Here is a 22,074-nt window from a genome sequence, read left to right as displayed (position 1 = left end):
CAACCACCTCTGTCTAATCGGATTCCGGTATGCAAGCGCAGCGAAAGGCAAGCTTTCCGCCCTTGGTGTTTTTGGCTGCGGATGCGAAGCTCGTAAAGAGGGCCTTAGGTTGAAAGAATCGAATGGCAGAAAGGTCCGAGTCCGACCAGTTCGAGCGCCGTGCGGCGAAAGGCGATCCATCCCGGAATTGCCTTTCATGGATCTCGCGGCGAAGGTGCCGGGATCGCCTAGAATGACCGACGCTGCACCCTGTATGAGCGTCAACTGTGATATGGGCTTTATTCTTGTCGCGTTGAGGCTTCTTCGAGACGTGTTTTGAGACGGTCAACAACATTTTGCGCTGTTGCAATATCATCTGGCGACAGGCCTTCCGAGAGTTCATTCACCCATGGGATTTGTCTCGCAATCGCGGCTTCGTACAACTCCTGCCCCTTTCGAGTCATGACGACCAAGTGCGCCCGCTTGTGGTGTGGGTTCGGCTGAAACTCCACTATGCCTTCTTTGCTCAATTCATTGATGATCCGTTGAACGCCCTGCCGATGAACACCCATCGTCCGTGCATGCCAGGCAACGGATTCCGGCCGATCAGAATAAGCAATGGCGCCAAGGATTTGCCATCGGGCACTTGTCAGACCGAGTTCTGATACGAGGCGATCACCGGCAAGCTGCAATCGACCGTTCAACCGAAACACATCCAGTATCAGCGCTGTCACGGCTTCTCCTTCTTCGGTCCTTCGTTCATCCGGCATGTCGATTCCTCATTTTATTGACAACGTGTTGTCAATGTGCTTGATGTTTCCTAAATATGACAACACGACACCAAAATGAAGCTACTTTCAAGGAGCACCGAAATGGTAAGTTTCAAACACCTCGACCCGGAGTTTCCCATTGAACGGCAATTGGACATCGACGCTGGACCCGTCGTTCTCGTCAATCTCTTCACAGTCGATCCCGATGACCAAGACGCCTTGGTAGAGGCATGGAAGAGCGATGCCCAATGGATGAAGAAGCAGCCCGGATACATCAGCACTCAACTGCATAAGGCCATTGGTGACGGAAGCATGTACCTGAACTACGCGGTCTGGGACTCTGTTGCGGACTTCCGCATCGCGTTTTCAAACCCCAAGTTCCAGCGGCAGCTCAGCCACTATCCCTCAAGCGCTGTGACAGCACCCCACCTGTTCGAGAAGGTTGCGGTGCCGAATTGCTGCACGGCCTGACGAAGCCCTTTCCAAAAGCCAATTTGAGGGAGCCGCTATGAAAACAAAGATTCACGCCATCGCGGGCGGCATCGGCTTTGTGATGATCCTCCTCTTCTGGACATCAACGGTCACCAGCGAACTTTTTGCGAGCCATGAAGCTGTCACAACCGTCAAGGCCTTGATCCTGAAAGGCATGTTCATTCTCATCCCGGCAATGGCCATCGCTGGCGGATCGGGCATGGCAATGGGCCGGAAACGCAAAGATGCGCTTACGAAAGCCAAGAAAACCCGAATGCCTGTCATTGCGTTGAATGGTTTGCTGATCCTTGTACCCGCCGCCTGGTTTCTGGCGGGTAAAGCCGCTGCTGGCGAATTCGACAGCACATTTTGCACGATTCAGGTGATTGAGTTGATCGCTGGCGCAGCCAACCTCACGATGATGGGATTAAACATTCGTGATGGTTTACGAATGACTGGTAAAATTCGGAAGCCGCGCTGAAGGCTCGGTTCCAACCCAAGCATTGGCTAATTTGCCGACCTTCGAGCAAACGCAGCGAATTGGTGCTATGTCCGCACCCTGTAGATTGCCTTAATCAACTTCGCTGCGGCATGCAGGAACGGCTGGTTTTCGCGCCGCGCAGCCGAGCCGAAAATGATGCGGTCGCGGCGATTCTCGTGCCGCGAGCGCACGCAGCAAGGTTTTGACACTTCCGCTCAGGGCTCAGAGTTGCCGTTCTCCGCAGCTTGCATGATTGGCTGGTTCGCAGCCCAGACCGGACTTTGCAATTTTCGAGATACCCTAAGGAGCGGAATATTGCCTGAAACTAAACTTGATACCAGTTTTCAACGTCTCGGGCCGCTTCTTCTACTGTAGAAACAGCCTCGACCTCCGCGATTGCACTCTGTACTTCATCCGGGCTTGCACGGAGTTCCAAGAAGTTCGCATTCAGGTCATGGGCTGACCCGGCATCGGAATAAATCGTATCGAACCCAATTCCGATGGAGTTTCGGTGTTGCAGCAGGTGCTCAAAAAATCGGACATAGATCGTCTCCTCGTACGGAGAATGGATATCCACCTCAGAGACTAAGCCCAATTCCGCAGCCTTGGCGCATGTCTGGCGCCAAGCCAGTTCCATTGTCGATGGAGGCGCATCTCTGGCCTCATCAGGATGTTTTGGGTTCGCAAACGTAGACCTTCGGATGGCTTCGAGATTGGCACGCAAGCTTTTTGTGGGAACAGGATAGATGAATGTGGTTTCCTCGGATGCTAAGGCTGGTTCAACCTGATCCGGCTGCGCCTGGATGAACTCGGAAAACCTGTTTCCGATGATAGGGACTTCACCGACAATCATGTCTGTGGGGTCGGTATGCTCTACCTGCCATCGCGCCAGGGCTCTCCGGCCCCACAGTCCGGCTGCCTTTCGGATCAACGGATGAGTTCCATCTGAAACATCTGGATACCTCGCGAGAATGTCCTCGGTCTGAAACGCCGCGAGCCCCGTATCCCAACGCATGATATGCACACGACGTCCCAAGGAGACCGAAACGGGTATCTGCTGGCGCAACAGGAATGACTTTCCTGATGCTGGTAGCCCGGTGAAGAAAACCATGCGGGAATGGCGTGCAGCGTCGGCCAAGTGTCTTCCAATCTCAGTGTCCGCCAAACTGTCGATAGAAATTGCAAATCTCCTAATTCAAATCTCCTAATTCAGTGTCGGCCACAGGCCGAAAGGGCAATTGGGCTTTGCTGCCCAAAAACCGCTTCCAGAACGCGATCCCCAAAACTGACTTGGCAATATTAGGTTCAATGCGGGCGACACGCGCACCAATGCTGCACGATCAGTTAGTTGCGAAGCAATAAAACAGGCCCGCCCCGCCAGAACGTGGCAGATGTTCCTCTCCACAACCGCGCGAGCCGTGCGATGAGTTCCAGGACAGCATATTTCGAGCATCGTTGAGACCTACACGATCATGGTGCCCAACAATCGCAGATCCGTCTTCACTATTCGAAGTCCAGTTGCTGCATGTCGTATCGCCACCTGCCGTCGAGAAGTGTCCTGCGGAATCGGATCCAGTCAGAATGTCATGTTTGTTCGGCTGACTGCCGCGCCCATTGACAGGGTTACCGTTTTGGTCGAGCGCAGTCTGTAGGCTGATATTCACACCGTCACTGTGCAGGTCTTCAACATTGTTGGCGATAAGCTCTCCATTGGCATTATACCAAGGACCCGACCCGATCCGGTCGCGTGCAGAAATGCCATTGGTGATTGTCATCGGGTCAGTGCTGCGATCAATGGACATTGAGGTGCTTAGATAAGCCGCAAATGTTTTGGAAGAACCGGCCGCCGAAGCAAGTGCATTGCAATGAGCATCGGCACCTTCGAGGCCGCCTAGATTGGCACCATCCCCCTTGCCCACACTAGTGATGAAAAACGACATCTCGTCGCCTGCCGATTGCGCCTGTGCGGCCGTTGCGAAACAGCAGACTACGAGTGCAACTACCGCGTGAGCAGTTGTTCTTTTGGTGAACTTCGACATGTTTGTCTCCCCTTCGTGCTGTGTAATCACAGATGCTAGTCGTATGCTCTGATTGGGTCCACGGAATAGCGCTCACGAATTTGGGAACGTGGCAGTGAAGCGCGTGAGACATGTGCTGATGGAATATCGGTTGGCTCAAATGTGTAGCCGACTTTCGTCATCTCCGCAGAAAACAGAAAATTGTGTGCGTCCGACGCTGTCGTTGCGAGTATTGCGAGCGCCCGGCTCGGAGGAGCGGCTTTTTCGCTGTGCTGTGATCGAACGCCAAAAAAACGCGGAGACCTATGACTTATTGCACGTACGCGTCTAAGATACATCCATGGTCTCACCCTCAAAGCCAAAGAGTGGCCATGTTCGAGAAAGGGCAACCGAAATGTTGTTTGCTGATGCGCTGGAGAAAGCTTCTTCGTATGCTGCTGCGTGGAGTTCCAACGATCCGGCGCAGGTAGCAGCACATTTCGCTGAAGATGGGGCGGCACGGCTCAATTCCGGCAAAGCAATTCGAGGTCGGGGAGCGATTGCTTCGGATTACGCAGCACCGTTCTTCCGCGATTTTCCTGGTTCTTCTGTGTTACTGCATGATTTTCGTTTATCAGGGAACCACGCTCTCTTTACCGGTATGCTCGTCGGTCCCGGAAGGCGTGAAGATTCTCCTGTTCGCCTGTTGGGCTGGGAGGAGTGGACCCTCGACGATAATGGCTTGATACAATTGTCTTTGGTTTGGTTCGACCGCAACGACCATGCCAGACAGGGCGGTGGCACTTTCTCATAGCGATATCGCCACGCAAAGCGAGCATTTTAGCATCTGAGAGGTGCGATAAAGTTGATCCTCAGCAAACGAAAATTCGTGTCCGTACCCGCACCAAATGCCAGCAGGAACATCCGCTCATCTTGGCGATAGTACTGAATATAGCGTTTATTCTGGTTGGATTGGTCGGTTCGATCGTAGTGCCTGATTTCGGCAGTCCGTTTCTCCCGGCAGAATGGGTTCACATAGGCGCAGGCGAAGCGCTGGCTCTAGGACTGCTCACAATCGTCATCTTGATTGGCGGCGTGGGTACTGCCATTGCCTATCAGTATGGGCGGTCTTCCGTAGTTTCGACCTCCGACTTCGCCTATGTCGGCTTTGCTGTTTTGTGGGGTATGATCTTCTTCAAAGAAGTCCCTGATTTTGTGACACTGCTCGGGATTTCGATGGTAATCGGGGCAGGTTTACTGGCGGTCCGAAAATGATTAGCTAGGCCGCGGTACATCGACGGCCAAATACCGGAGAGTCACATTGAAACTCCTATGCTGGAACATGTGTGACACGAATAAGAATGGCGAACTCATTCGTGATTGCTTTGCTGCGCTGCAACCTGACGTCGCTGTTTTGCAGGAAATCAAGCCCGAACACATCGACCTTTTTCGGCATGCGTATTCCCAGGGAAATGCCACGCAATTCCCAACAACACTGCCGCCCAATCCCATAGGGATTGTGCCCGTCCTCGCAACTCGATCTGTAAAATTGGCTTAAACGGTTATGATCAATTTTCTAGAATCAGTGTAATCGTCGAGACCAGAATCAGGGCAATTACGATGGATTTTTTTCCGACGTTACGTTCTCCGATCAGAGTAACCGACAGCAAGAATCCTACGACAAGGCTGGTGCGTCGAAAAATGGATAAGTAAGTCACATTCGCTGCAGGGTCTGCTATGGCAAGAAAGTAAATCCATTCGGCAATAACCCACGACAGCCCCGTAAGGGGAATCCATATTGACCATTGGAGGCTGGGAACGGCTTCTTGTTTCCAGGCTACGAAGCCGAATACTACGCCTGCCATCAAAAACCGATGTATCGCCGACCACGCTTGAATTTCACCTGAAGCCAACCCGATCATTTGAACGATGTACTTATCATAGACAGTCGTCATTGCCGAAAGAATGGTAGCAATTAGCATCATCGCGAGCGGAAGGCTTCTGAGTGCAGAAATACCTTCCGACTTTCCGATACGTGACAAAATATAGTAAGCGAGCACAGAGACAAAAACAGCTGTGAGTTGGATTGGCGAGAGAAATTCGCCAAAGACCACCATTCCTCCCAGTAGAGTCCAAATCGGACCGGATGCCCTGACGGCCCCGGAAAACGACATTGGTAACTCGCGAACAGAAAAGTAAGCAAATAGCCAAGATGCTGTCATCGCCAAGCCTTTCACCAATATCAGAATCTGATCGGCGAAGTTTGTTTGTGCAATATCGACATGAAAGGAGCTGGATGCAGTTAAGGGGGTAAAAAATGGTAACCAGGCTGCAGCACCAAACATCGATGACCAGAAGACAACGGCAAAGACACCGTTCCCTTCCATGGCCTTCTTTGTCCAGTAGTCATAGAATCCTAGAACTATGCCCGCCAGAATACCGAAGGCTATCCAACTCATTCAATGCACTCTCAAAACTGGATTTGTTTTCAATCAGGTGTGAGACAGAAGATGTCCCGCTCAATATCACGGACCCAGGTGGTAGATCAGCTGTGAACAGGAATTCAAAAGCCTTGGCCCGACCAAGAGCACCGTCTTCAGCAATTTCTCCCATAGCAAATGGGCGGTTGATTATAGCCTTGATACCAGCTCGCCTGAGCAGGCTGGGGACTAACTTCAATTTCTGGTTTCTGATGTTAAGTGGAAACTGTAACCAGTTGAATAGTCCGCTTTCCGCTGCCCGCATCGCGGCGTCTTGATCCGAAACAGATGCGCCAAACTCTTTGATGCCAAGACCACGAGCATAGGAAACAACTTTTTCGATCTCTTTTCGCGCGAGTACATCGGACGTTGCTTTGTGGATTTGCAGGATGTCGATACGACCCAACAAATCTAAGCTGCGATCAATGCTTTGGCGCATACAATCGTAGCTGTGGTCAACGTATGTCGATCGCGTTTCGGGAATCCAGTGTTCGCCGACTTTGGTGGCCACCGTGGCGTTGGAAAAATCGTTAGGAACAGAGTTTATCGCCTCTCCCAAGATCTCCTCGCTGGCGCCATAGGCTGGCGCTGTGTCGAAGAAGTTCACACCGATTGCCCTGGCCTCAGTTATCAGATCGATAGCGTCGTTTTTTGATGGAGGGGTACTTTGACTCACTCCCCAGGGCCTGCCAACTGAAAGCAGTCCGAGTCCGAGATTGAACCTACTCATGCTATTTTACTTTCGGGTGGAAATGGGATTGCGGCAGTGTGAATTCCTCGTCGAAATTGCCTTCACCGTTGATGACATGCCCTCTTGCGACCCTGATCATGCGCGCGACCCCCCAGCCCTTGAGCACGGCGCCTCTCTTATCCGGCTCGATCTCTTCGAACGACGCTCCTGACTCCAGAATGCAGGAGTCAACGACGATATTGCCAAGTATCTGAGAACCGTCTTCAAGGCGGGTTTCACCAAACACTGATGGATTGTTCGCGTATCGACCGCGGTCACCAATAACAACAAAAGCGCCGGGTCGGTTAGACTTGGCAGTGAAGCCGCCGTCCCCAAATTGGTTGTGAGACCCTATTGAGATTCCGCCATGTGTCGCGATAAGCAATGTTCCGCTGTGAAATTCATTGCCGTTCCCGATGTCGATTTGAGCATCGGCGGCTGAGTTTACTGTGACACCCGGATAAAAAACATTGCCGTCACCAACAGTCACATTCGACGATATCAAAACAGAAAACGGATCAAGGATCGTATTGTTGGTTCCCAGCTCCATTGTTGCGTCAATACTCAGGAAACCCTTGTGTTCACGGGCCGCATCCAGCCTTTTAAAGTCCAGCATTATTCTGCCGCCAACGCGTTTGTTTCAAATGCATCGCATGGCCTTTTAGCCACTAAAGGTTCTTCAATGCTCCCGTGAATTTTTGACGCAAGAATGTCGGTGAGGTAGGGTGTCTCGGTTAGCTTTCCTGGTAGTGCAACGATGTGATTTTTGACCGGCTCCTGAATTGCAATATTCAAGGATCGGGCGTCTTTGCGATCGACGGCCAAGTCTACTTTCACACATGCTACATCAATGGCGCCATTAGGTCGCCAGTTGGGAAAAATTCGGCCGATGCCCAAACGGAGATTGTTGGCGCGTTCAGGTATTACATCATAGTCTGGCGTTTCGCTGAGCAATGCGTCTTCGTTAAACCCAATGACGCTGACTTCACCATGATGCATCATGGCAGCTTGGTTCGGGTCCAGATAGAATACACCCATATCCGCAAGGCGGCGGGTTACCACGAGGTGACTTTTCCAGTACCGAACCGGCAATGTCACGGCATGAAACCTCTGAAGCAATGCGGCGGCGCCTCCGCCTGCAGTGTAGAGAATTTTCTGTGCGGATAGTGTTCTACGCTGAGCATCCCCATCGACAACAACCACCTGCGTACCGTCGATGGCCTGGATCTCGCATCCGAGGTAAAATTCGCAGCCCGCATACTTGGCTTGCGCGACAAGCTTTCTGTACAGCAGTCGTGTATTGATACTGACGTCTTTGACTTCGAACTGAGTAGCTGCCCTGGAGAAATCGGCAGTTTCGCAGCGCGCTTGTGCCTCTTTGGTCGTCAGTTGGCGGTAATACACGCCAGCTTCATCCCATCGAGACATCACCTCACTTGTTCTGTGGCCATCAGCGAGCATTGCCAAGGGCCGCTTGTCTCTATCTTCGATAGCTTCAGGACAGAAGCTTAACAGTTGCTCGTGACCGTAAATACAACGCTGAGCCACCTGTATCGCTGTTGTTCGATCTGCTATCGATGCGGCATGGTACGAACCGCGATGCAACCATCCTTCGTTTCGGGTTGACGGTCCCGAGGCTAGCGTGGGACTTTTTTCAATGACGGCTACGGACAGTCCGATTTGTGTGAACTTATAGGCGGACATTAAACCTGCAACACCGCCACCGATGACAATAACATCAAACATAAAAATCTCGCTTAAGTTGTAAATTAATGAGAAACGCTATGTAAAAGAAATTTGACAAACAAGGGACTTACAAATTATGAGCGAATGTTTGCCTGTCGGCTCTCGATCCATGAAATAGCCCTCAGAGTAGAGTTGTTCCATGGATGTCAGATGTCAAATGAGTCCCATTCGACGATCAGCGGATAGGTGACGCGCTGATAAAGGCAAACACCGCGCGTATCGAGACCAGATGATAACCTTCACCATGCGCTAAGCCCACTCGCTCAATCTCTTTGGGATTGGGCGCTCAATCAAGCGGGATTCATGTGCATAAAGCTCTGAGATTTTGCACGGCAAAGGTTTCCTTTTGTCGCGACTGCGCGAGATGCAATCTATGGGGATATCAATAGCCATCTGGTGATCGCCTCAAGATTTAAGCTGTCAGATGTTACAGTGATCTCACATAACTCGGGTGCCGGGGAGCGACCGTCGTGGCTTGCGAGGGTCTCACGTCTCGGTCAGTTTTTGGATACGCTTTCCGCCAACATCTCAGATGACGATAGTCGCGAGGTATGCGTAACTGCTGCTCGGGCATACAAAGGTCGACAGCACTGCCAGATATCTTGGTGTCGAGCTTGAAGATGCGCTGAGCATCGCCGAGCAAATCGACATTTAAACCATTTTGGCGGGCGGCACTTGCCGTTCGCCAATCCAGACCAGACCTACGGTCGCACCGCAGCAGCGGTTCGGTTCGAGCCCAAATTGACTGATGCTGCGCGAAGCTCCTATGACAGCAATGCGCAGTAAAGCGGGCTTTGCAAAGTACGCCTCGCTGCCCAATCCGAACGTGCCTTTAGAGTTAAGTTGTTGCGGTGGGGTTCCCCAAAGCTGCCTTTCACACGCGGTGCTGCAAGCATACGGTCGGCATGTTTGCCCCGCAGATTCACCCGACATTCGAGTCAACCGAAAGGCGTGCCTAAGAGGAACGCCCTAGAATCAAGGCCGGCTTACGACAAAGTTCGGGATTATCCCTGCCTTCATGATCGCTGCTTCAAAATCATGCCCTGCGAAGAAACCAAATCCAGAAATAAGTGCGGAAGCTATGCCTGCATTTCGTGCACCCAAAATGTCGGTGTGCAGGCTGTCGCCAACCATCAGAACCCGGGACTTGTCGATGCGCCCGAGACGATGGAATGCAAGATCATAGATATTGGCGAAAGGCTTTCCAAAGAACTGAGGGGCGACGCCTGTCCGGTCTGCTAGCCGATGCGCGTAAAGACCGGGTTCCTTGGAAAAACCGTACTCGCGCGGAGCGACAATATCTGGGTTGCCGACCAATACTGGGCGGGGACGCTCTAGTAAAGCAGCTTCCAACATGGCTTGCCGAGTGTCAGTCCAAACCGCTGACCCGATCATCAAAAAACCGTCGGCGGCTTCATAGGGCTTCGGGTCATCCTCCAGATAGGATAGTTTTAGCTCCTCCAGATCGCGAAGTCCGGCACTGGGGGTCGCCATTAGTCCCCAATGCAACTCACTTTGGCCGTTTAGTTCCGACAACAATGTGGCCCGACTGGTGATCACATCTTGCGGCGCGAAATCATACCCAAGTCTACTATACTTCTCCATAAGAGTTGCGTGGGGAAACCCTGCGGCATTTGACACAACCAGAACACGTTTGCCGGCGGCTTTCAGCGACCTGACCCGATCTGGTGTATCCGGGATTGCCGTATCACCAATATTGAGAACCCCGAAGGCATCGAGGAGGAACACATCAAACTCATGCGCTATGTCCTCCAGAGTGTCCGCTCGTCGATAGCTCACTTCAGTAGATGTGGTTTGCGGAAGGCGATGTCGCACAGCCTCGTAGGCGTTAAATGCCTCTTGCGCAGCGAACCCGGTCAAATGATGGCTCCTCGTACTTTCGCCGAAACCCATTCGCTGATCATAACCGCGACCAGAATTACAATCAGGATCAGGCTGACCTGCGGCCAAGCCAGTACGTTGAGCGAAGCAGACAATTGCAACCCGATACCTCCGGCTCCAACCAGCCCGAGCACCGTGGATTCTCGGATGTTGATATCCCAACGGAAGACGGCAATGCCCGCGAAAGCAGGCAGGATTTGCGGAACGATTCCATAGGCCATGACCTGCCAGCGTGAAGCACCTGTCGCCGTGATTGCTTCGACCTGCGTATGATCAATTTCCTCAATCGCTTCGTAAAGAAGCTTTGCGCAAAACCCGATGGAACGGATGGCGATTGCTATGACACCGGCAAAGACGCCGGGACCAATAATCGCGATAAGAAGAAGCGCCCAGATCAGCGAGTTGATCGAGCGGGTCGAGACAATGACCAAAAGGGCAATCGGCCGGACGAACAGAGCCGACGGCGTAGTGTTGCGGGCGGCCAAAAAGGCAACTGGTACCGCCATGCATAGGGCAATTATTGTACCCAGAGTGGCAATGTTCAGCGTGTCCCAAATCGGGCGACCCAACTGGGTGATGTAATCCCATTTAGGAGGCGTTGCACGGGTCCAAATATCGTTGGCGATGCGGGGCGCATCCCAGACGAAAAACCAAGTCGTCGATTCCGAGATCAACTGCCAGCAGTAAACAAAGACTGCTACACCCAACAGCCAGCCGAACCATCTAACCAGACTCTGACCCGTTGTCCGTCGGCGCCAGATCTGGATATCATCGCGTCCTAGAACCGGCATTACTGAACCCTCGCTCGGATAATTCCGGAAAGGTACTCAAGCGCCATGACGATGCCGATGATGAGGATAAGAATGGCCGCCGCGGTATCGTATTCATAGCGGTCGAATGCGGTGTTCAATGTTGCACCAATTCCACCAGCCCCTACGAGCCCGAGGATCGCGCTTTCTCTGAAATTGATGTCGATCCGATACATGGAAAGGCCCACAAGTCGCGGCATAACCTGGGGCTGAACTCCATAGTTGATCCATTGTGGCCAACGCGCTCCAGAGGCCTTAATCGCCTCGGCCTGAACCTTGTCCATGGCTTCGATATCTTCGGCCAGAAGTTTTGAGAGAAACCCGATGGTGGCGAAAGAAAGCGTCAGAAATCCGGCCAGCGGGCCAAAGCCAAAGATAGCCACAAGCAAAATGGCAACGATAATCTCTTGTAATGCCCGACTTATCGCGACAATGCCTCGGCAAAACATGTAGATTGGCAATGGCGCGATATTGCGGGCAGCCCCCAACCCAATCGGGATCGAAATCAGGATGCCCACGACCGACGCGGCCACGGTCATTACGATACTTTCCAGAAGGCCGCTCCAAATATCTGACCACCGTGAAATGAAGTCCGGGCTGGTGAACGCAAGTACAAACGCCCACCCTCGATCCAACCCTTCATAGACACGGCCCCAATCAACTTCGATGGTCATAAAGGCGGCGATCAGGTAGGCGAAAAAGCCGAGGAGCAATGACCAGCGGAGCAACGGGTTTTTGACAAAGGCAGGTTTGCGCCAGCCTTTTCCGAGCATGTCGTCTAGTTCGCGATGACTCATTCTGCAGCCTCGACATCTTCATCTTCGTCTACTTTTTCGATGGTCGCTTCCCAATCTTCTTCCCCATAGATCTCGGTCAGCTTCTCTGGGGTAAGGCCTGTTGGAAGGCCATCATACACTATTTCACCAAAGCGGAGGCCGACGACGCGCGGAACAAACATTTGGGCGAGCGCCACGTCATGGATGTTGATAATGGCCGCCAACCCGCGCTCCTGACATAGCTCTGTAATTAGGCGCATGATCTGACGGCTAGTTTTGGGGTCTAGCGACGCAGTCGGTTCATCAACGAGCAACAGTTTCGGATTTTGAATCAAGGCGCGGCAGATGCCTACCCTTTGACGTTGACCACCCGATAGTTCATCCGCCCGTTTATCCGCCATGTGCAACAGTCCAACCCGATCGAGTAACCGGAAGGCCTCGTCCACATCTGCCTGCGGATACCGCCGTAGAAAACTGCGCCAGAACCCCACATAGCCCAGCCTGCCGGACAAGACGTTTTCCATCACCGTGAGGCGTTCGACCAAAGCATATTCCTGAAAGATCATGCCCATTTCGCGGCGCGCCTTCCGCAATGCACCCGATCCGAGTTTGGTCAGGTCCACGTCATCCAACAGGACACCGCCGCTTGAAGGTTCAACCAAGCGGTTGATGCAACGGATCATGGTTGATTTGCCCGCGCCCGAAGGCCCAATCAAGGCAAGAACCTGTCCTTTTGGGACCTCAAGATCGATGGCCTTCAGGGCCTGATCTCCGGTCTTGTATGTTTTCGTGAGCTTTTGAAGACACAGCATGAAATGCCCCAGATTAGGGTGAACAGCGGGCCATTTCGGGCCCGCCGGATGAGCCAAAGGTTACTGGCAGGCGTAAGAAACGCCGTTTGCAGCGTCAATTTTACGAATGACGTCCCAGAATTCCTGATATGTCATCTCAAGGAATTGGCCTTCGTTTGATTTCGAGAACTCAGCTTCAAGTGTCGTCCCCTCCCAATCGAAATTGAAGAAGGCATTGCGGATCTTTTCCTGCAACTCGGGCGTCAGGTTGTAAACGGTGCCAAACCCAGTGGTCGGGAAGGTCTGCGACTTGTAGATTGTAATGACATCGTCTTCGTTGATCACATCGCGTGAGATCATCCGCGATTTAACCGAATTCGCAATTGAGGCCGCCAGGTAGTCTTTGTTGGCAACACCCAAGATCGAGTTGTCGTGCTTGCCCGAGTAGACAGGCTCAAAGTCGCGTTCGGGCAGAAGATCAAAGTCGCTTTTCAGGATCGCAGAGGGCGCTTTGAACCCGGAATTGGATGTAGGTGAAGTAAAAGCCAGTTGCTTGCCCTTGATGTCCTCAACCTTTTCGATGCCCGAGCCTGGAAAGGTGATGATTTCCATCTCATAGCCGAAGTTACCGTCTTTTGAGGCCATGATCGTGAACGGGCGGAACCCGGCACAGTTTACCGCCAGTGGGTTGGAACCAGTGTTGAAGCCGGCAATATGCAAACGACCCGAACGCATCGCCTCGATCTGGGCTGCGTTGTTCTGGACTGGAAAAAAGACAACGTCCTTGCCCGTTTCTGCTTTCAAATGGTCAAGAAAGTCTGACCACGCAGTTTTGTAAACGGCGGGGTCTTCAACCGGTGTATAAGCAAAGATCAAGGTGTCTGGATCGATTTGCTCGGAAGGATCTGTGGGGATATCCGCGATCAGATCCCCGTCGGCATCGCAAAAACGCTCGTCCAAGTCACCGCGTGGACAATCCTGCGCCGATGCCGTTCCACTTATCGACATGAGCGCGATTGCAGATGCCCCAAGCAATAGTTTGATATCGATCTTCATGTTTTCCTCCCAGTAATATGCGGTGCTTTTTGGCCGCTGTTAATCGGTCATTTCATATCTACCCGGCAACGAGAACGTCGACCCCGGCGCCCTCAATAGCGTTACGCAATTCTCCTGTTGGTTTTTTGTCGGTGACTATGGAATCCAAGTCGTTGAGATCTCCTACTTGAGACAGGCCCTTCCGGCCGAATTTCCCGGAATCAACAAGAAGGTGCCGTTTCTCGGCACGCGTCAGCATCATCCTCTTTACTGCTGCAAAGCCCCGCACTGTTTCTGAAGGACCATCCGTCGAGAACCCCGAGGAACCAATCATGCACCTGTCGACGTTGAAACGGGACAGAAACTCCAGCGTCTCGGTTCCTATAGTTGCAGACTCAGTTGCCAAATATTCCCCTGGGCATAACAGGACTTGTGCAGCCCCATGGCCAAGGGTCATAGCGACGGGAATGGAGTTGGTGATTACCGTACAAGGGGTTCCAATATAAGCCAGTGCACGCGCCATTTCGATTGTGGTCGAGCCGGAATCGATCATAACCGTTTCTCCGCTCTGAATCAGTTCTGCCGCTATTGCACCTATCCGTTCGCGTTCCTCAACCTGAGCGTTTGTCCGTTCATCCAATCCCGGATGGTGCCCTTGCGCAGCGGCTGATGCCCCCCCGTGTGCACGCGCTATCAAGCCGTCATTCGACAGAGCATCGAAATCTCTACGTACCGTCTCGTTGGAGACGTTGAAACGCTGTGCCAGTTCGTTGATGCGAACGTGCGGGCGCAGCTTCAGCTCCAACAATATCTGTTGGCGCCGGTCGGACTTCTTTACCCGGCTCTGGTTCTTTTCAGACATTTTGCCGCGCGTTTTTGTTTTGGACATCCGACGACCCGACTAGGCTTCGAAACCTACTTTTGTGGGCTTTCGGTCATAATGCAATATTTTTTGTTGCATAACCCTCAGAAGGTTGTGAGAATTCGAGCGAACACAAGTAATTCGAAGCGCAAAGCGAAGATGCACAGGTTGATCAAATTCAGAATACGAGCCAAGGCAAAGCGTTAACCGGCCGACTTGCCAATAAGACAGCTTCCTTTTGGTTTTTGATCGTGTGGCATTGAGGGGCGGCATGGGCGACAGCGAAACGGCAGATCAGATTGCGGCGCTTCCGATGCGCTGGGACAAGACTGGCAAGTTGCGCGTTCTTATGGTCACTTCGCGGGATACCGGCCGGTGGGTCATCCCGAAGGGTTGGCTAGTGGACGGCAAAAAACCATGGCATGCTGCCGAAATAGAAGCCCAAGAAGAAGCAGGCGCTGTCGGCACCATATCGAAACGGCCCATCGGTCATTTTTTCTATGATAAGCGATACGAGGAGCGAAGCAGCGTTCGCTGCCGCGTCACCCTTTATCCTCTGGTCGTCGAAAAGTTGAAGCGGCGCTGGAAGGAAGAAGGTGAACGAACGCGTCATTGGTTCTCACCGGCAAAGGCCGCAAAGTTGGTTCAAGAAAGAGACCTGTCAGATTTGCTGAATAATCTAACAGACGATCCAGAAGTCAAAATTGTCATAAAGAAACTTCGCAAGGCTGCATGAGGAAGGGCATGAAAGAACCGGGAAACCCGGACGCATTAAGCTCAAAGGGAGGAAAAAAATGAGTAAATTGACATCCATTACGGTTGGATCGGTGATTGCCCTGGCTGCGTCATTGTCGGCGGCACAGGCCGATAAGTTGACATTCTATTGTTCGGCACAGGAAGACTGGTGCCAACTCATGGCGCGAAGCTTTGAAGATGCGACAGGCATCGACGTCAACATGACCCGGAAGTCGTCAGGTGAAACCTTTGCACAAATCCGCGCCGAGAGTTCGAACCCGAAAGGAGACGTTTGGTGGGGCGGTACGGGTGATCCGCATTTGCAGGCTGCCGAAGAGGGCCTGACGATGGAATACGTTTCGCCAATGCGCGACCAGCTTCATGATTGGGCGATATCCCAGGCAGAAAGCGCGGGCAACAAGACGATCGGCATCTATTCAGGCGCACTCGGCTATGGCTACAATGCCGATCTTGTTGCTGCCAATAACCTACCCGAACCAGCCTGCTGGAAAGACCTGCTGAAGCCCGAATACAAGGGCCACGTTCAGATGGCGAACCCGAACTCATCAGGTACGGCATATACCACGCTTGCGTCGATGGTGCAGATCTTTGGCGAAGATGAAGGCTTTGAGTTCATGAAAGGTCTGCATTCGAACATCAACCAATATACCAAGTCTGGTTCTGCGCCGATCAAGGCCGCCGGTCGTGGTGAGAACACCATTGGTATCGTCTTCATGCATGACGCTGTGAAGCAGGCCGTTTCAGGATTCCCGATTAAGGTCGTCGCACCGTGCGAGGGCACAGGATACGAAATTGGCTCGATGTCGATTATTGAAGGAGCCCGCAACGAAGAAGAAGCGAAAAAGTTCTATGACTGGGCATTGTCACCCGAAGCTCAGAACCTTGCTCTTCAGGTCAATGCGTTTCAGGTACCCTCGAATAAGAGCGCGGAAACTTCGGATAGCGCGCCTGACATGAGTCAGATCAAGCTGATCGACTATGACTTCAAAAAGTACGGTTCCTCAGACGAACGGAAGCGTCTATTGCAGAAATGGGACGAAGAGGTTTCGACTCTGCCGCAGTAAATGACTGACCAAACCTCAAAAACGACCCATCCGGTCCTGATCTTCTGGATCATCGCCGGGTGGGTCGGATACTGCCTGTTGCCCTGGTACATGATCGACGGCGGCCTGTGGTCGTTCGAGTGGCTGGTGGACGGCTACCCATTCGATGAGGACTATGCCCCGGCCGCGTTTCTGATCGGCCAAGGCGAAAAACTCTGGCTCGCTCCGCTCCTGATCGCACTCGCCCTGCCGCTTCTGGTGTTGAAGCGCCCTAAATCTGATCCAATGTACGCCAGAATACTGATCCTGTCAGGGGCACTTGGCTTCGGCTGGCTGATCGCTCAGGGGTTCAGCATTGGCATCAGAGGCTTCAACTTCAATTGGTTGGAGGCGATGTTTGGCGAACTTGGCGACCGTCAGTTCGGAATGGGCTACGGCGCGATGATATGCGCCTCAAGCTTTCTGTTCCTGCTCACTCAGGGGATCGCGGCAAGAGGTGCCATTAACGGCGACGTTTTCGTCGTCAGTGCCATTGGCGGCGTAATTACAATTGTCACGGCCTTCGTCTTTTTTCCCATCGCCAAGATGCTTTTCGCTGCCTTCATCACCGAAGACGGCGCTTATTCTATTGCAGTTTTCTTCTCAAAATTTTTCGATGATCGACTTTGGGGTTTGGGGTGCTTTCAGGGCGCGCGCTGCGGTGCCGCATGGAATTCCCTGTTCCTTGCCATCCTCGTTGGCGTCATCACCACGGTCCTGGGGCTTTGCTTTGCACTGGTCGTGACGCGCTCAGGCTTTCGCCATAAACGCGCGCTGCGGGCTCTGACCGTTCTGCCAATAATCACCCCGCCATTCGTGATCGGCTTGGCGCTCATCCTGCTTTTTGGCCTGTCCGGGTCTGTCACCCGCTTCGTTGCCGAGCTTTTCGGCACCCAGCCGACACGCTGGCTTTACGGAATGCCAGGCATCCTGATCGCGCAGACACTCGCGTTCACGCCAATTGCGTTTCTTGTTCTGATAGGTGTTGTTGAAGGCGTCTCTCCGTCGATGGAAGAAGCGGCCCAAACGCTCCGCGCCAGCAGATGGCAGACATTCAAGACGGTTTCCTTGCCCCTGATGCGGCCCGGTCTTGCGAACGCATTTCTTCTGGGCTTCATCGAAAGCATGGCCGATTTCGGCAATCCGCTTGTATTGGGCGGGAATTTCGACGTGCTTTCGACCGAGATATTCTTCGCCATCGTTGGCGCTCAATACGATCAAGGCAGGGCCGCGGTTCTGGCCATGGTGCTGCTGTTCTTTACTCTTTCCGCCTTTTACGCACAGCGTGTTTGGCTGGGGAAGAAAAGCTATACAACCGTCACCGGCAAAGGGGATGCCGGGGTGCATCCGCTAATGCCGACTGGTCTTTCGGTTCCCGTGCTGCTCATCGCTTTGGGCTGGGCGCTGTTCACAATTGTTGTTTACGCGATGATCATCTACGGCAGTGTGGTCGAGCTCTGGGGAGTCGATAACTCGCTGACAATCAAGCACTACATCACCGCTTTCTCAGTCCGTTTTGAAGAGGAGGGCATACGCTGGACCGGGGCCGCTTGGGACAGTTTCTGGACCACCATCACAATCGCGGCCATTGCAGCGCCATTAACCGCCGCGGTTGGGTTGGTAACAGCCTACCTTTTGACGAGGCAGAGCTTCGCAGGCAAGAACGCCTTTGAGTTCGGTACCATGCTGTCATTTGCAATCCCGGGCACCGTAATCGGCGTTAGCTACATTCTGGCTTTCAACGTTCCGCCAATCGAAATCACTGGCACGGGCGTCATCCTTGTTGTCAGCTTCATTTTCCGCAATATGCCGGTTGGCGTTCGTGCGGGGATCGCAAGCATGTCGCAGCTGGACCGCAGTCTTGATGAATCCTCGCTGACCCTTGGTGCAAACTCGTGGCAGACGTTTCGAAACGTGATCCTGCCGCTGTTACGCCCCGCCATCCTTGCTGCCCTTGTTTACAGCTTTGTTCGCGCCATGACGGCGATCTCGGCCGTCATCTTTCTGGTCAGTGCAGAATATGACATGGCGACCAGCTACATCATCGGTCGGGTCGAAAATAACGACTATGGCCTTGCGATCGCCTATTCGACGACGCTGATCTTTGTGATGCTCGCGGCGGTCGGCTTATTGCAACTGCTTGTCGGCCGGGTTCAGATTGGCCGGCGCACGCAACATGGAACGGAGACATCGCGATGACCGACACCAAAATCGGTTCCAAGGCCGCCCCGGTACGCTTTGAGAGCGTGTCGAAAGTGTTCGGCAAGGACGTCGTCGCCGTTGACAATATCAATCTGCATGTCGAGGCAGGAAAACTCGTCACACTGCTTGGTCCGTCAGGCTGTGGGAAAACAACGACTCTGCGCATGATTGCCGGACTAGAAATGGCAAGCTCGGGCAAGATTCTAATTGGTGATCGGGACGTGACCAAATTGCCTGCCACCGACCGTGACGTATCCATGGTGTTCCAGTCATACGCGCTTTTCCCTCACATGAGCGTTCTGGAAAACGTGATGTATGGCCTCACATTCTCGGGCTTTGCAAAGGACGAGGCCCGCAGCCGCGCCCTGTATGGATTGGAACTGGTTGGTCTTCAGGGGTTCGACAACCGTCTTCCCTCTGAGCTTTCAGGTGGGCAGCAACAGCGTGTTGCCGTCGCCCGGGCGCTGGTTCTTGAGCCGCAGGTTCTGCTGTTTGACGAGCCGCTGTCCAATCTCGATGCCAAGCTTCGCCGTCAGGTGCGAGAGGATATTCGGGCAATCCAGAAAGATCTTGGTTTGACAGTTGTCTACGTCACCCACGATCAGGAGGAGGCTCTGGCGGTCTCAGATGAGATTGTCGTCATGCGTAACGCAGCGATCGCCCAAATGGGCACACCACGCCAGCTTTACGATGCCCCGAACGACCAATTTGTTGCCGATTTCATAGGTGAGGCGAACCTTTTGGATTGCCAAATCGTCGATATCAATGGCGATGCGGCAACCATAGAAATAGAAGGCTACCGCTATACGCTGCCACATCGCGGTTTGTCCGAAGGATCCGCAACCATTGCAGTGAGACCCTCACGTCTGGTGATCGGCTCAGACCAAGGCATACCGGCCAAGGTGGCGAAGGCGACCTATGTTGGTGTTCGGATGGAATATACGCTGATCGGTGCATTTGGACAGGTTTTTGCCGTACACGATGACGTCGATGCGCCGCTTGATCCCGGCGCCGAAATCAAAATGGGCTTCGCTGACAAAGGGCCCGTTCTTTTGCCGGACTAAATGCCGAAACTTATTGTCATCACGCACCCCCGAGTCTCTATCGATCCGGCCGTCCCGATAACTGAGTGGGGCTTGAATGAAATGGGCCGCAAGACTAACCGTTTTCCAGCGCAATCCTTACCAGATCGGCGGGATACCCAGAGAGGTCACAAAACGGATCGTTGTCGCCTCTATCGGGCGAGGCAAGCCCCCATCCCGTTGGCCGAGGTCTTTCAACGACGACTTCATTGCCGAACATGGCTACCACCCTAGGGATCGGTACAAGCTGAAGGACGTGGTTTCGTCGATCTTGGCCCGACACCCCGTTCTGTCCAATCTCGAAGGCTTCGTCAAATGTCGCTCCCTGTCAGAAGCAGAAGAACGAACGGTCATTGAATACTGCATTGCCAAACAGGCCGAATACCCCGACGCCTCAGCATGGTCGAAGGCCCACGACCTATTCATTTACCTGATTGACACAGGGGTTCGCCTTCGAGAGGCGACACTGGTCGATTGGGGGGCCATCGACATGCGTGAGCGCTATATCGACAACTACAACTTCAAAACCAAAAAGGAGGTCTTTGTTCCCATTTCTGACCGCCTGTTTGAGGTGTTGTCCTTGCTGCAAAACCAACCCCAGCCTTTCGTCAGTATGGACAGGGCCATCAAGAACCTAAGGCGAGCCATGACCGAATGCTGTCCTTCAAGCCCCCGTGTTTTGGCTACCCAAGGCAAGGCAACGATCCACTCCTGCCGGGACACTTATGCTACGCGGATGCTGAACAACGGTATGAGGCTGGAAGAAGTCTCTCACCTTCTGGGTCATGCAACCATTGTCCAGACTCAGAAGTACGCCAAGTTCGCCAAGAAGGAAGTGGCTGATAAAGCACGGCAAATGCTCAACGCACGTAAAGTCGCCTGATCAAAAAAGACATGGCACACTATCGGGAACAGTATGGAGTTACTATACAACCAATGGCACCCAAAGCACCACATAAGTTACTGATTTTGTTGGATTGTCAGGCGACACATAGTTTTGCCATTAATCGACAGCTAAGTCACTGATTTTGAGTCATTCAGATTTTCATGGACGCACGGGTTTTGCCATTTGCGACTCAAAGGCTTTCCATCGCGTTGGAGCAATCGAAAGCGGCTAATCTGGTTTTTGATCGCCCCCATCGGCGCAAATCGTATCTAAATCACTCAAAATTCCGGCCAGTTCTTCTCTGACAAGCTTTAGCCGGGCTACCGATATCGCTTCGCTCCGTCCCGCCAATTCGAGTACAACCGCAAAAACTGTGTCTGAATGCTTCATCAATGCGATCAGGTTTTCGCCTGTTGGTCCGTAGGAGCCAGATATCCAGTTCTTAGCCGTTCGTTCACTTGCTCCAGTCCACCGCATCGTTGATTTTGTAGCTCGCCCTGCCCCACCCAGTTCTTGAGAAAGAGCGTCGCTGATCGCCTCTCTGTATTCTGACGCCGAAACGCGCTCGTCGCACTTTCGATGAAACGTGTTGCCCTTTTTGTGAAACATGTTTCCGGACCTCTCCCTTTAGGATTGAGAAAGGAATCGCAGAGTTCCCGTACAGGTTTGCAAATTTGAGTGGTGGGAGCCGCAGCATTGAGTTGGCCGAAGAACAAGACAGACAGGGAAAACCGCTGGAACGCCGCACAGTACGTTCGCATGTCGACAGAGCATCAGCGCTACTCGACCGAAAACCAGGCCGACGCCATCCAGCGCTATGCCAATGAACGCGGCTACAGAATTATCCGAACCTATTCTGATGCAGGTAAAAGCGGATTGAGAATTCAAGGCCGCGCAGGCCTATCGCAATTGATCGACGACATCGAAACTGGCCAGGCCGCATTCGGAACTGTTCTCGTTTACGATGTCAGCCGTTGGGGGCGCTTTCAGGACGCGGATGAAAGCGCCTACTACGAGTATATCTGCAAACGGGCGGGCATTTCGGTCGAATACTGCGCGGAACAGTTCGAGAATGATGGCAGCCCAATGTCCACCGTCGTCAAAGGTTTAAAGCGGGCAATGGCAGGCGAATATAGTCGCGAGCTTTCGCAAAAGGTCTTTGCGGGGCAGCAGCGCCTGATCGAGTTGGGCTATCGACAAGGCGGCGCAGCCGGGTTCGGGTTGCGGCGGATGCTGA

General features: G+C 53.0%; 24 protein-coding genes and 1 pseudogene. 11 read left to right on the top strand and 14 right to left on the bottom strand.

Going from position 1 to position 22,074, the window contains the following annotated elements; genetic code table 11:
- Positions 1–278 precede the first annotated feature (278 nt).
- The gene (locus tag ACR0NT_RS12955; RefSeq protein WP_170674244.1) at positions 279–749 is read right to left on the bottom strand and encodes a MarR family transcriptional regulator; all 471 of its coding nucleotides are present in this window, start codon (positions 747–749) and stop codon (positions 279–281) included.
- 102 nt (positions 750–851) lie between these two features.
- Between ACR0NT_RS12955 and ACR0NT_RS12950 the strand changes: the two genes are divergently transcribed.
- Complete coding sequence (locus tag ACR0NT_RS12950) at positions 852–1,220, top strand: antibiotic biosynthesis monooxygenase family protein (protein ID WP_170674245.1); 369 nt, start codon at positions 852–854, stop codon at positions 1,218–1,220.
- A gap of 37 nt (positions 1,221–1,257) precedes the next feature.
- Complete coding sequence (locus ACR0NT_RS12945; protein ID WP_170674247.1) at positions 1,258–1,701, top strand: hypothetical protein; 444 nt, start codon at positions 1,258–1,260, stop codon at positions 1,699–1,701.
- A 325-nt stretch (positions 1,702–2,026) separates the two neighbouring features.
- Here ACR0NT_RS12945 and ACR0NT_RS12940 read toward each other — a convergent pair whose 3' ends face one another.
- Complete coding sequence (locus tag ACR0NT_RS12940; RefSeq protein WP_170674249.1) at positions 2,027–2,839, bottom strand: DEAD/DEAH box helicase family protein; 813 nt, start codon at positions 2,837–2,839, stop codon at positions 2,027–2,029.
- Between the two features lie 202 nt (positions 2,840–3,041).
- Positions 3,042–3,740 (bottom strand): hypothetical protein, encoded by a 699-nt coding sequence (locus tag ACR0NT_RS12935; protein WP_480443186.1) that lies wholly within the window; start codon positions 3,738–3,740, stop codon positions 3,042–3,044.
- Positions 3,741–4,113: 373 nt separating this feature from the next.
- Here ACR0NT_RS12935 and ACR0NT_RS12930 point away from each other — a divergent pair, with 373 nt between their 5' ends.
- Both ACR0NT_RS12930 and ACR0NT_RS12925 read left to right on the top strand, forming a co-directional pair.
- Positions 4,114–4,512, top strand: a complete 399-nt coding sequence (locus ACR0NT_RS12930; protein WP_170448353.1) for a nuclear transport factor 2 family protein — start codon at positions 4,114–4,116, stop codon at positions 4,510–4,512.
- 119 nt (positions 4,513–4,631) lie between these two features.
- Entirely contained in the window at positions 4,632–4,973 is a 342-nt protein-coding gene (locus ACR0NT_RS12925) for a hypothetical protein (RefSeq protein WP_170448351.1), read from the top strand.
- Positions 4,974–5,266: 293 nt separating this feature from the next.
- Here ACR0NT_RS12925 and ACR0NT_RS12920 read toward each other — a convergent pair whose 3' ends face one another.
- The 4 genes from ACR0NT_RS12920 to ACR0NT_RS12905 are packed head-to-tail and all read right to left on the bottom strand — an operon-like array spanning position 5,267 to position 8,654.
- A complete protein-coding gene (locus ACR0NT_RS12920) occupies positions 5,267–6,157 on the bottom strand; it encodes a DMT family transporter (protein WP_170448348.1) in 891 nt (296 codons plus the stop codon).
- Positions 6,105–6,908: an aldo/keto reductase gene (locus tag ACR0NT_RS12915; RefSeq protein WP_480443184.1), complete on the bottom strand. Its 804-nt coding sequence runs from the start codon at positions 6,906–6,908 to the stop codon at positions 6,105–6,107. Before ACR0NT_RS12915 ends, ACR0NT_RS12920 begins: the two co-directional genes overlap by 53 nt.
- 1 nt (position 6,909) lies before the next feature.
- Positions 6,910–7,524 (bottom strand): AraC family transcriptional regulator, encoded by a 615-nt coding sequence (locus ACR0NT_RS12910; protein WP_170448346.1) that lies wholly within the window; start codon positions 7,522–7,524, stop codon positions 6,910–6,912.
- Positions 7,524–8,654, bottom strand: a complete 1,131-nt coding sequence (locus ACR0NT_RS12905; RefSeq protein WP_170448343.1) for an FAD-dependent oxidoreductase — start codon at positions 8,652–8,654, stop codon at positions 7,524–7,526. Before ACR0NT_RS12905 ends, ACR0NT_RS12910 begins: the two co-directional genes overlap by 1 nt.
- A gap of 559 nt (positions 8,655–9,213) precedes the next feature.
- Between ACR0NT_RS12905 and ACR0NT_RS12900 the strand changes: the two are divergent.
- Positions 9,214–9,309 (top strand): annotated as a pseudogene (locus ACR0NT_RS12900) (integrase); the annotation flags it as partial.
- Positions 9,310–9,629: 320 nt separating this feature from the next.
- On the opposite strand, the gene ACR0NT_RS12895 reads toward ACR0NT_RS12900, so the two are convergent.
- The 6 genes from ACR0NT_RS12895 to ACR0NT_RS12870 are packed head-to-tail and all read right to left on the bottom strand — an operon-like array spanning position 9,630 to position 14,856.
- On the bottom strand, positions 9,630–10,568 hold the full coding sequence (locus tag ACR0NT_RS12895; RefSeq protein ID WP_170674258.1) for an HAD-IIA family hydrolase: 939 nt from the start codon (positions 10,566–10,568) through the stop codon (positions 9,630–9,632).
- Positions 10,532–11,347 (bottom strand): phosphonate ABC transporter, permease protein PhnE, encoded by an 816-nt coding sequence (phnE, locus tag ACR0NT_RS12890; protein WP_170448340.1) that lies wholly within the window; start codon positions 11,345–11,347, stop codon positions 10,532–10,534. The genes ACR0NT_RS12895 and phnE (ACR0NT_RS12890) overlap by 37 nt, the downstream gene beginning before the upstream one ends.
- Complete coding sequence (phnE, locus tag ACR0NT_RS12885) at positions 11,347–12,162, bottom strand: phosphonate ABC transporter, permease protein PhnE (RefSeq protein ID WP_170448338.1); 816 nt, start codon at positions 12,160–12,162, stop codon at positions 11,347–11,349. The genes phnE (ACR0NT_RS12890) and phnE (ACR0NT_RS12885) overlap by 1 nt, the downstream gene beginning before the upstream one ends.
- Positions 12,159–12,953, bottom strand: coding sequence for a phosphonate ABC transporter ATP-binding protein (phnC, locus tag ACR0NT_RS12880; protein ID WP_170448336.1), 795 nt, complete (start codon positions 12,951–12,953; stop codon positions 12,159–12,161). Before phnC ends, phnE (ACR0NT_RS12885) begins: the two co-directional genes overlap by 4 nt.
- A gap of 60 nt (positions 12,954–13,013) precedes the next feature.
- On the bottom strand, positions 13,014–13,988 hold the full coding sequence (gene phnD, locus ACR0NT_RS12875) for a phosphate/phosphite/phosphonate ABC transporter substrate-binding protein (protein ID WP_170448335.1): 975 nt from the start codon (positions 13,986–13,988) through the stop codon (positions 13,014–13,016).
- A gap of 58 nt (positions 13,989–14,046) precedes the next feature.
- A complete protein-coding gene (locus ACR0NT_RS12870) occupies positions 14,047–14,856 on the bottom strand; it encodes a DeoR/GlpR family DNA-binding transcription regulator (RefSeq protein WP_170674260.1) in 810 nt (269 codons plus the stop codon).
- A 244-nt stretch (positions 14,857–15,100) separates the two neighbouring features.
- Between ACR0NT_RS12870 and ACR0NT_RS12865 the strand changes: the two genes are divergently transcribed.
- From ACR0NT_RS12865 to ACR0NT_RS12845, 5 genes are all read left to right on the top strand, one after another.
- Entirely contained in the window at positions 15,101–15,565 is a 465-nt protein-coding gene (locus ACR0NT_RS12865) for an NUDIX domain-containing protein (protein ID WP_170674262.1), read from the top strand.
- A 58-nt stretch (positions 15,566–15,623) separates the two neighbouring features.
- Positions 15,624–16,649, top strand: coding sequence for an ABC transporter substrate-binding protein (locus ACR0NT_RS12860; RefSeq protein WP_170448329.1), 1,026 nt, complete (start codon positions 15,624–15,626; stop codon positions 16,647–16,649).
- The gene (locus ACR0NT_RS12855) at positions 16,650–18,866 is read left to right on the top strand and encodes an ABC transporter permease (RefSeq protein WP_170448327.1); all 2,217 of its coding nucleotides are present in this window, start codon (positions 16,650–16,652) and stop codon (positions 18,864–18,866) included.
- Positions 18,863–19,933, top strand: coding sequence for an ABC transporter ATP-binding protein (locus ACR0NT_RS12850; protein ID WP_170448325.1), 1,071 nt, complete (start codon positions 18,863–18,865; stop codon positions 19,931–19,933). Before ACR0NT_RS12855 ends, ACR0NT_RS12850 begins: the two co-directional genes overlap by 4 nt.
- A 76-nt stretch (positions 19,934–20,009) precedes the next feature.
- Positions 20,010–20,834: a tyrosine-type recombinase/integrase gene (locus ACR0NT_RS12845; RefSeq protein WP_170448323.1), complete on the top strand. Its 825-nt coding sequence runs from the start codon at positions 20,010–20,012 to the stop codon at positions 20,832–20,834.
- Between the two features lie 231 nt (positions 20,835–21,065).
- On the opposite strand, the gene ACR0NT_RS12840 is transcribed toward ACR0NT_RS12845, so the two are convergent.
- Positions 21,066–21,446, bottom strand: a complete 381-nt coding sequence (locus ACR0NT_RS12840; RefSeq protein WP_480443180.1) for a hypothetical protein — start codon at positions 21,444–21,446, stop codon at positions 21,066–21,068.
- A 150-nt stretch (positions 21,447–21,596) separates the two neighbouring features.
- Here ACR0NT_RS12840 and ACR0NT_RS12835 point away from each other — a divergent pair.
- A partial coding sequence (locus ACR0NT_RS12835; RefSeq protein ID WP_480443179.1) for a recombinase family protein occupies positions 21,597–22,074 on the top strand: 478 nt, incomplete at its 3' end.

It is taken from the genome of Ruegeria sp. AB10 (assembly GCF_056542745.1).
Note: the sequence above shows the minus strand (reverse complement) of the source record. Positions and strands in the feature narration are given on the sequence as shown.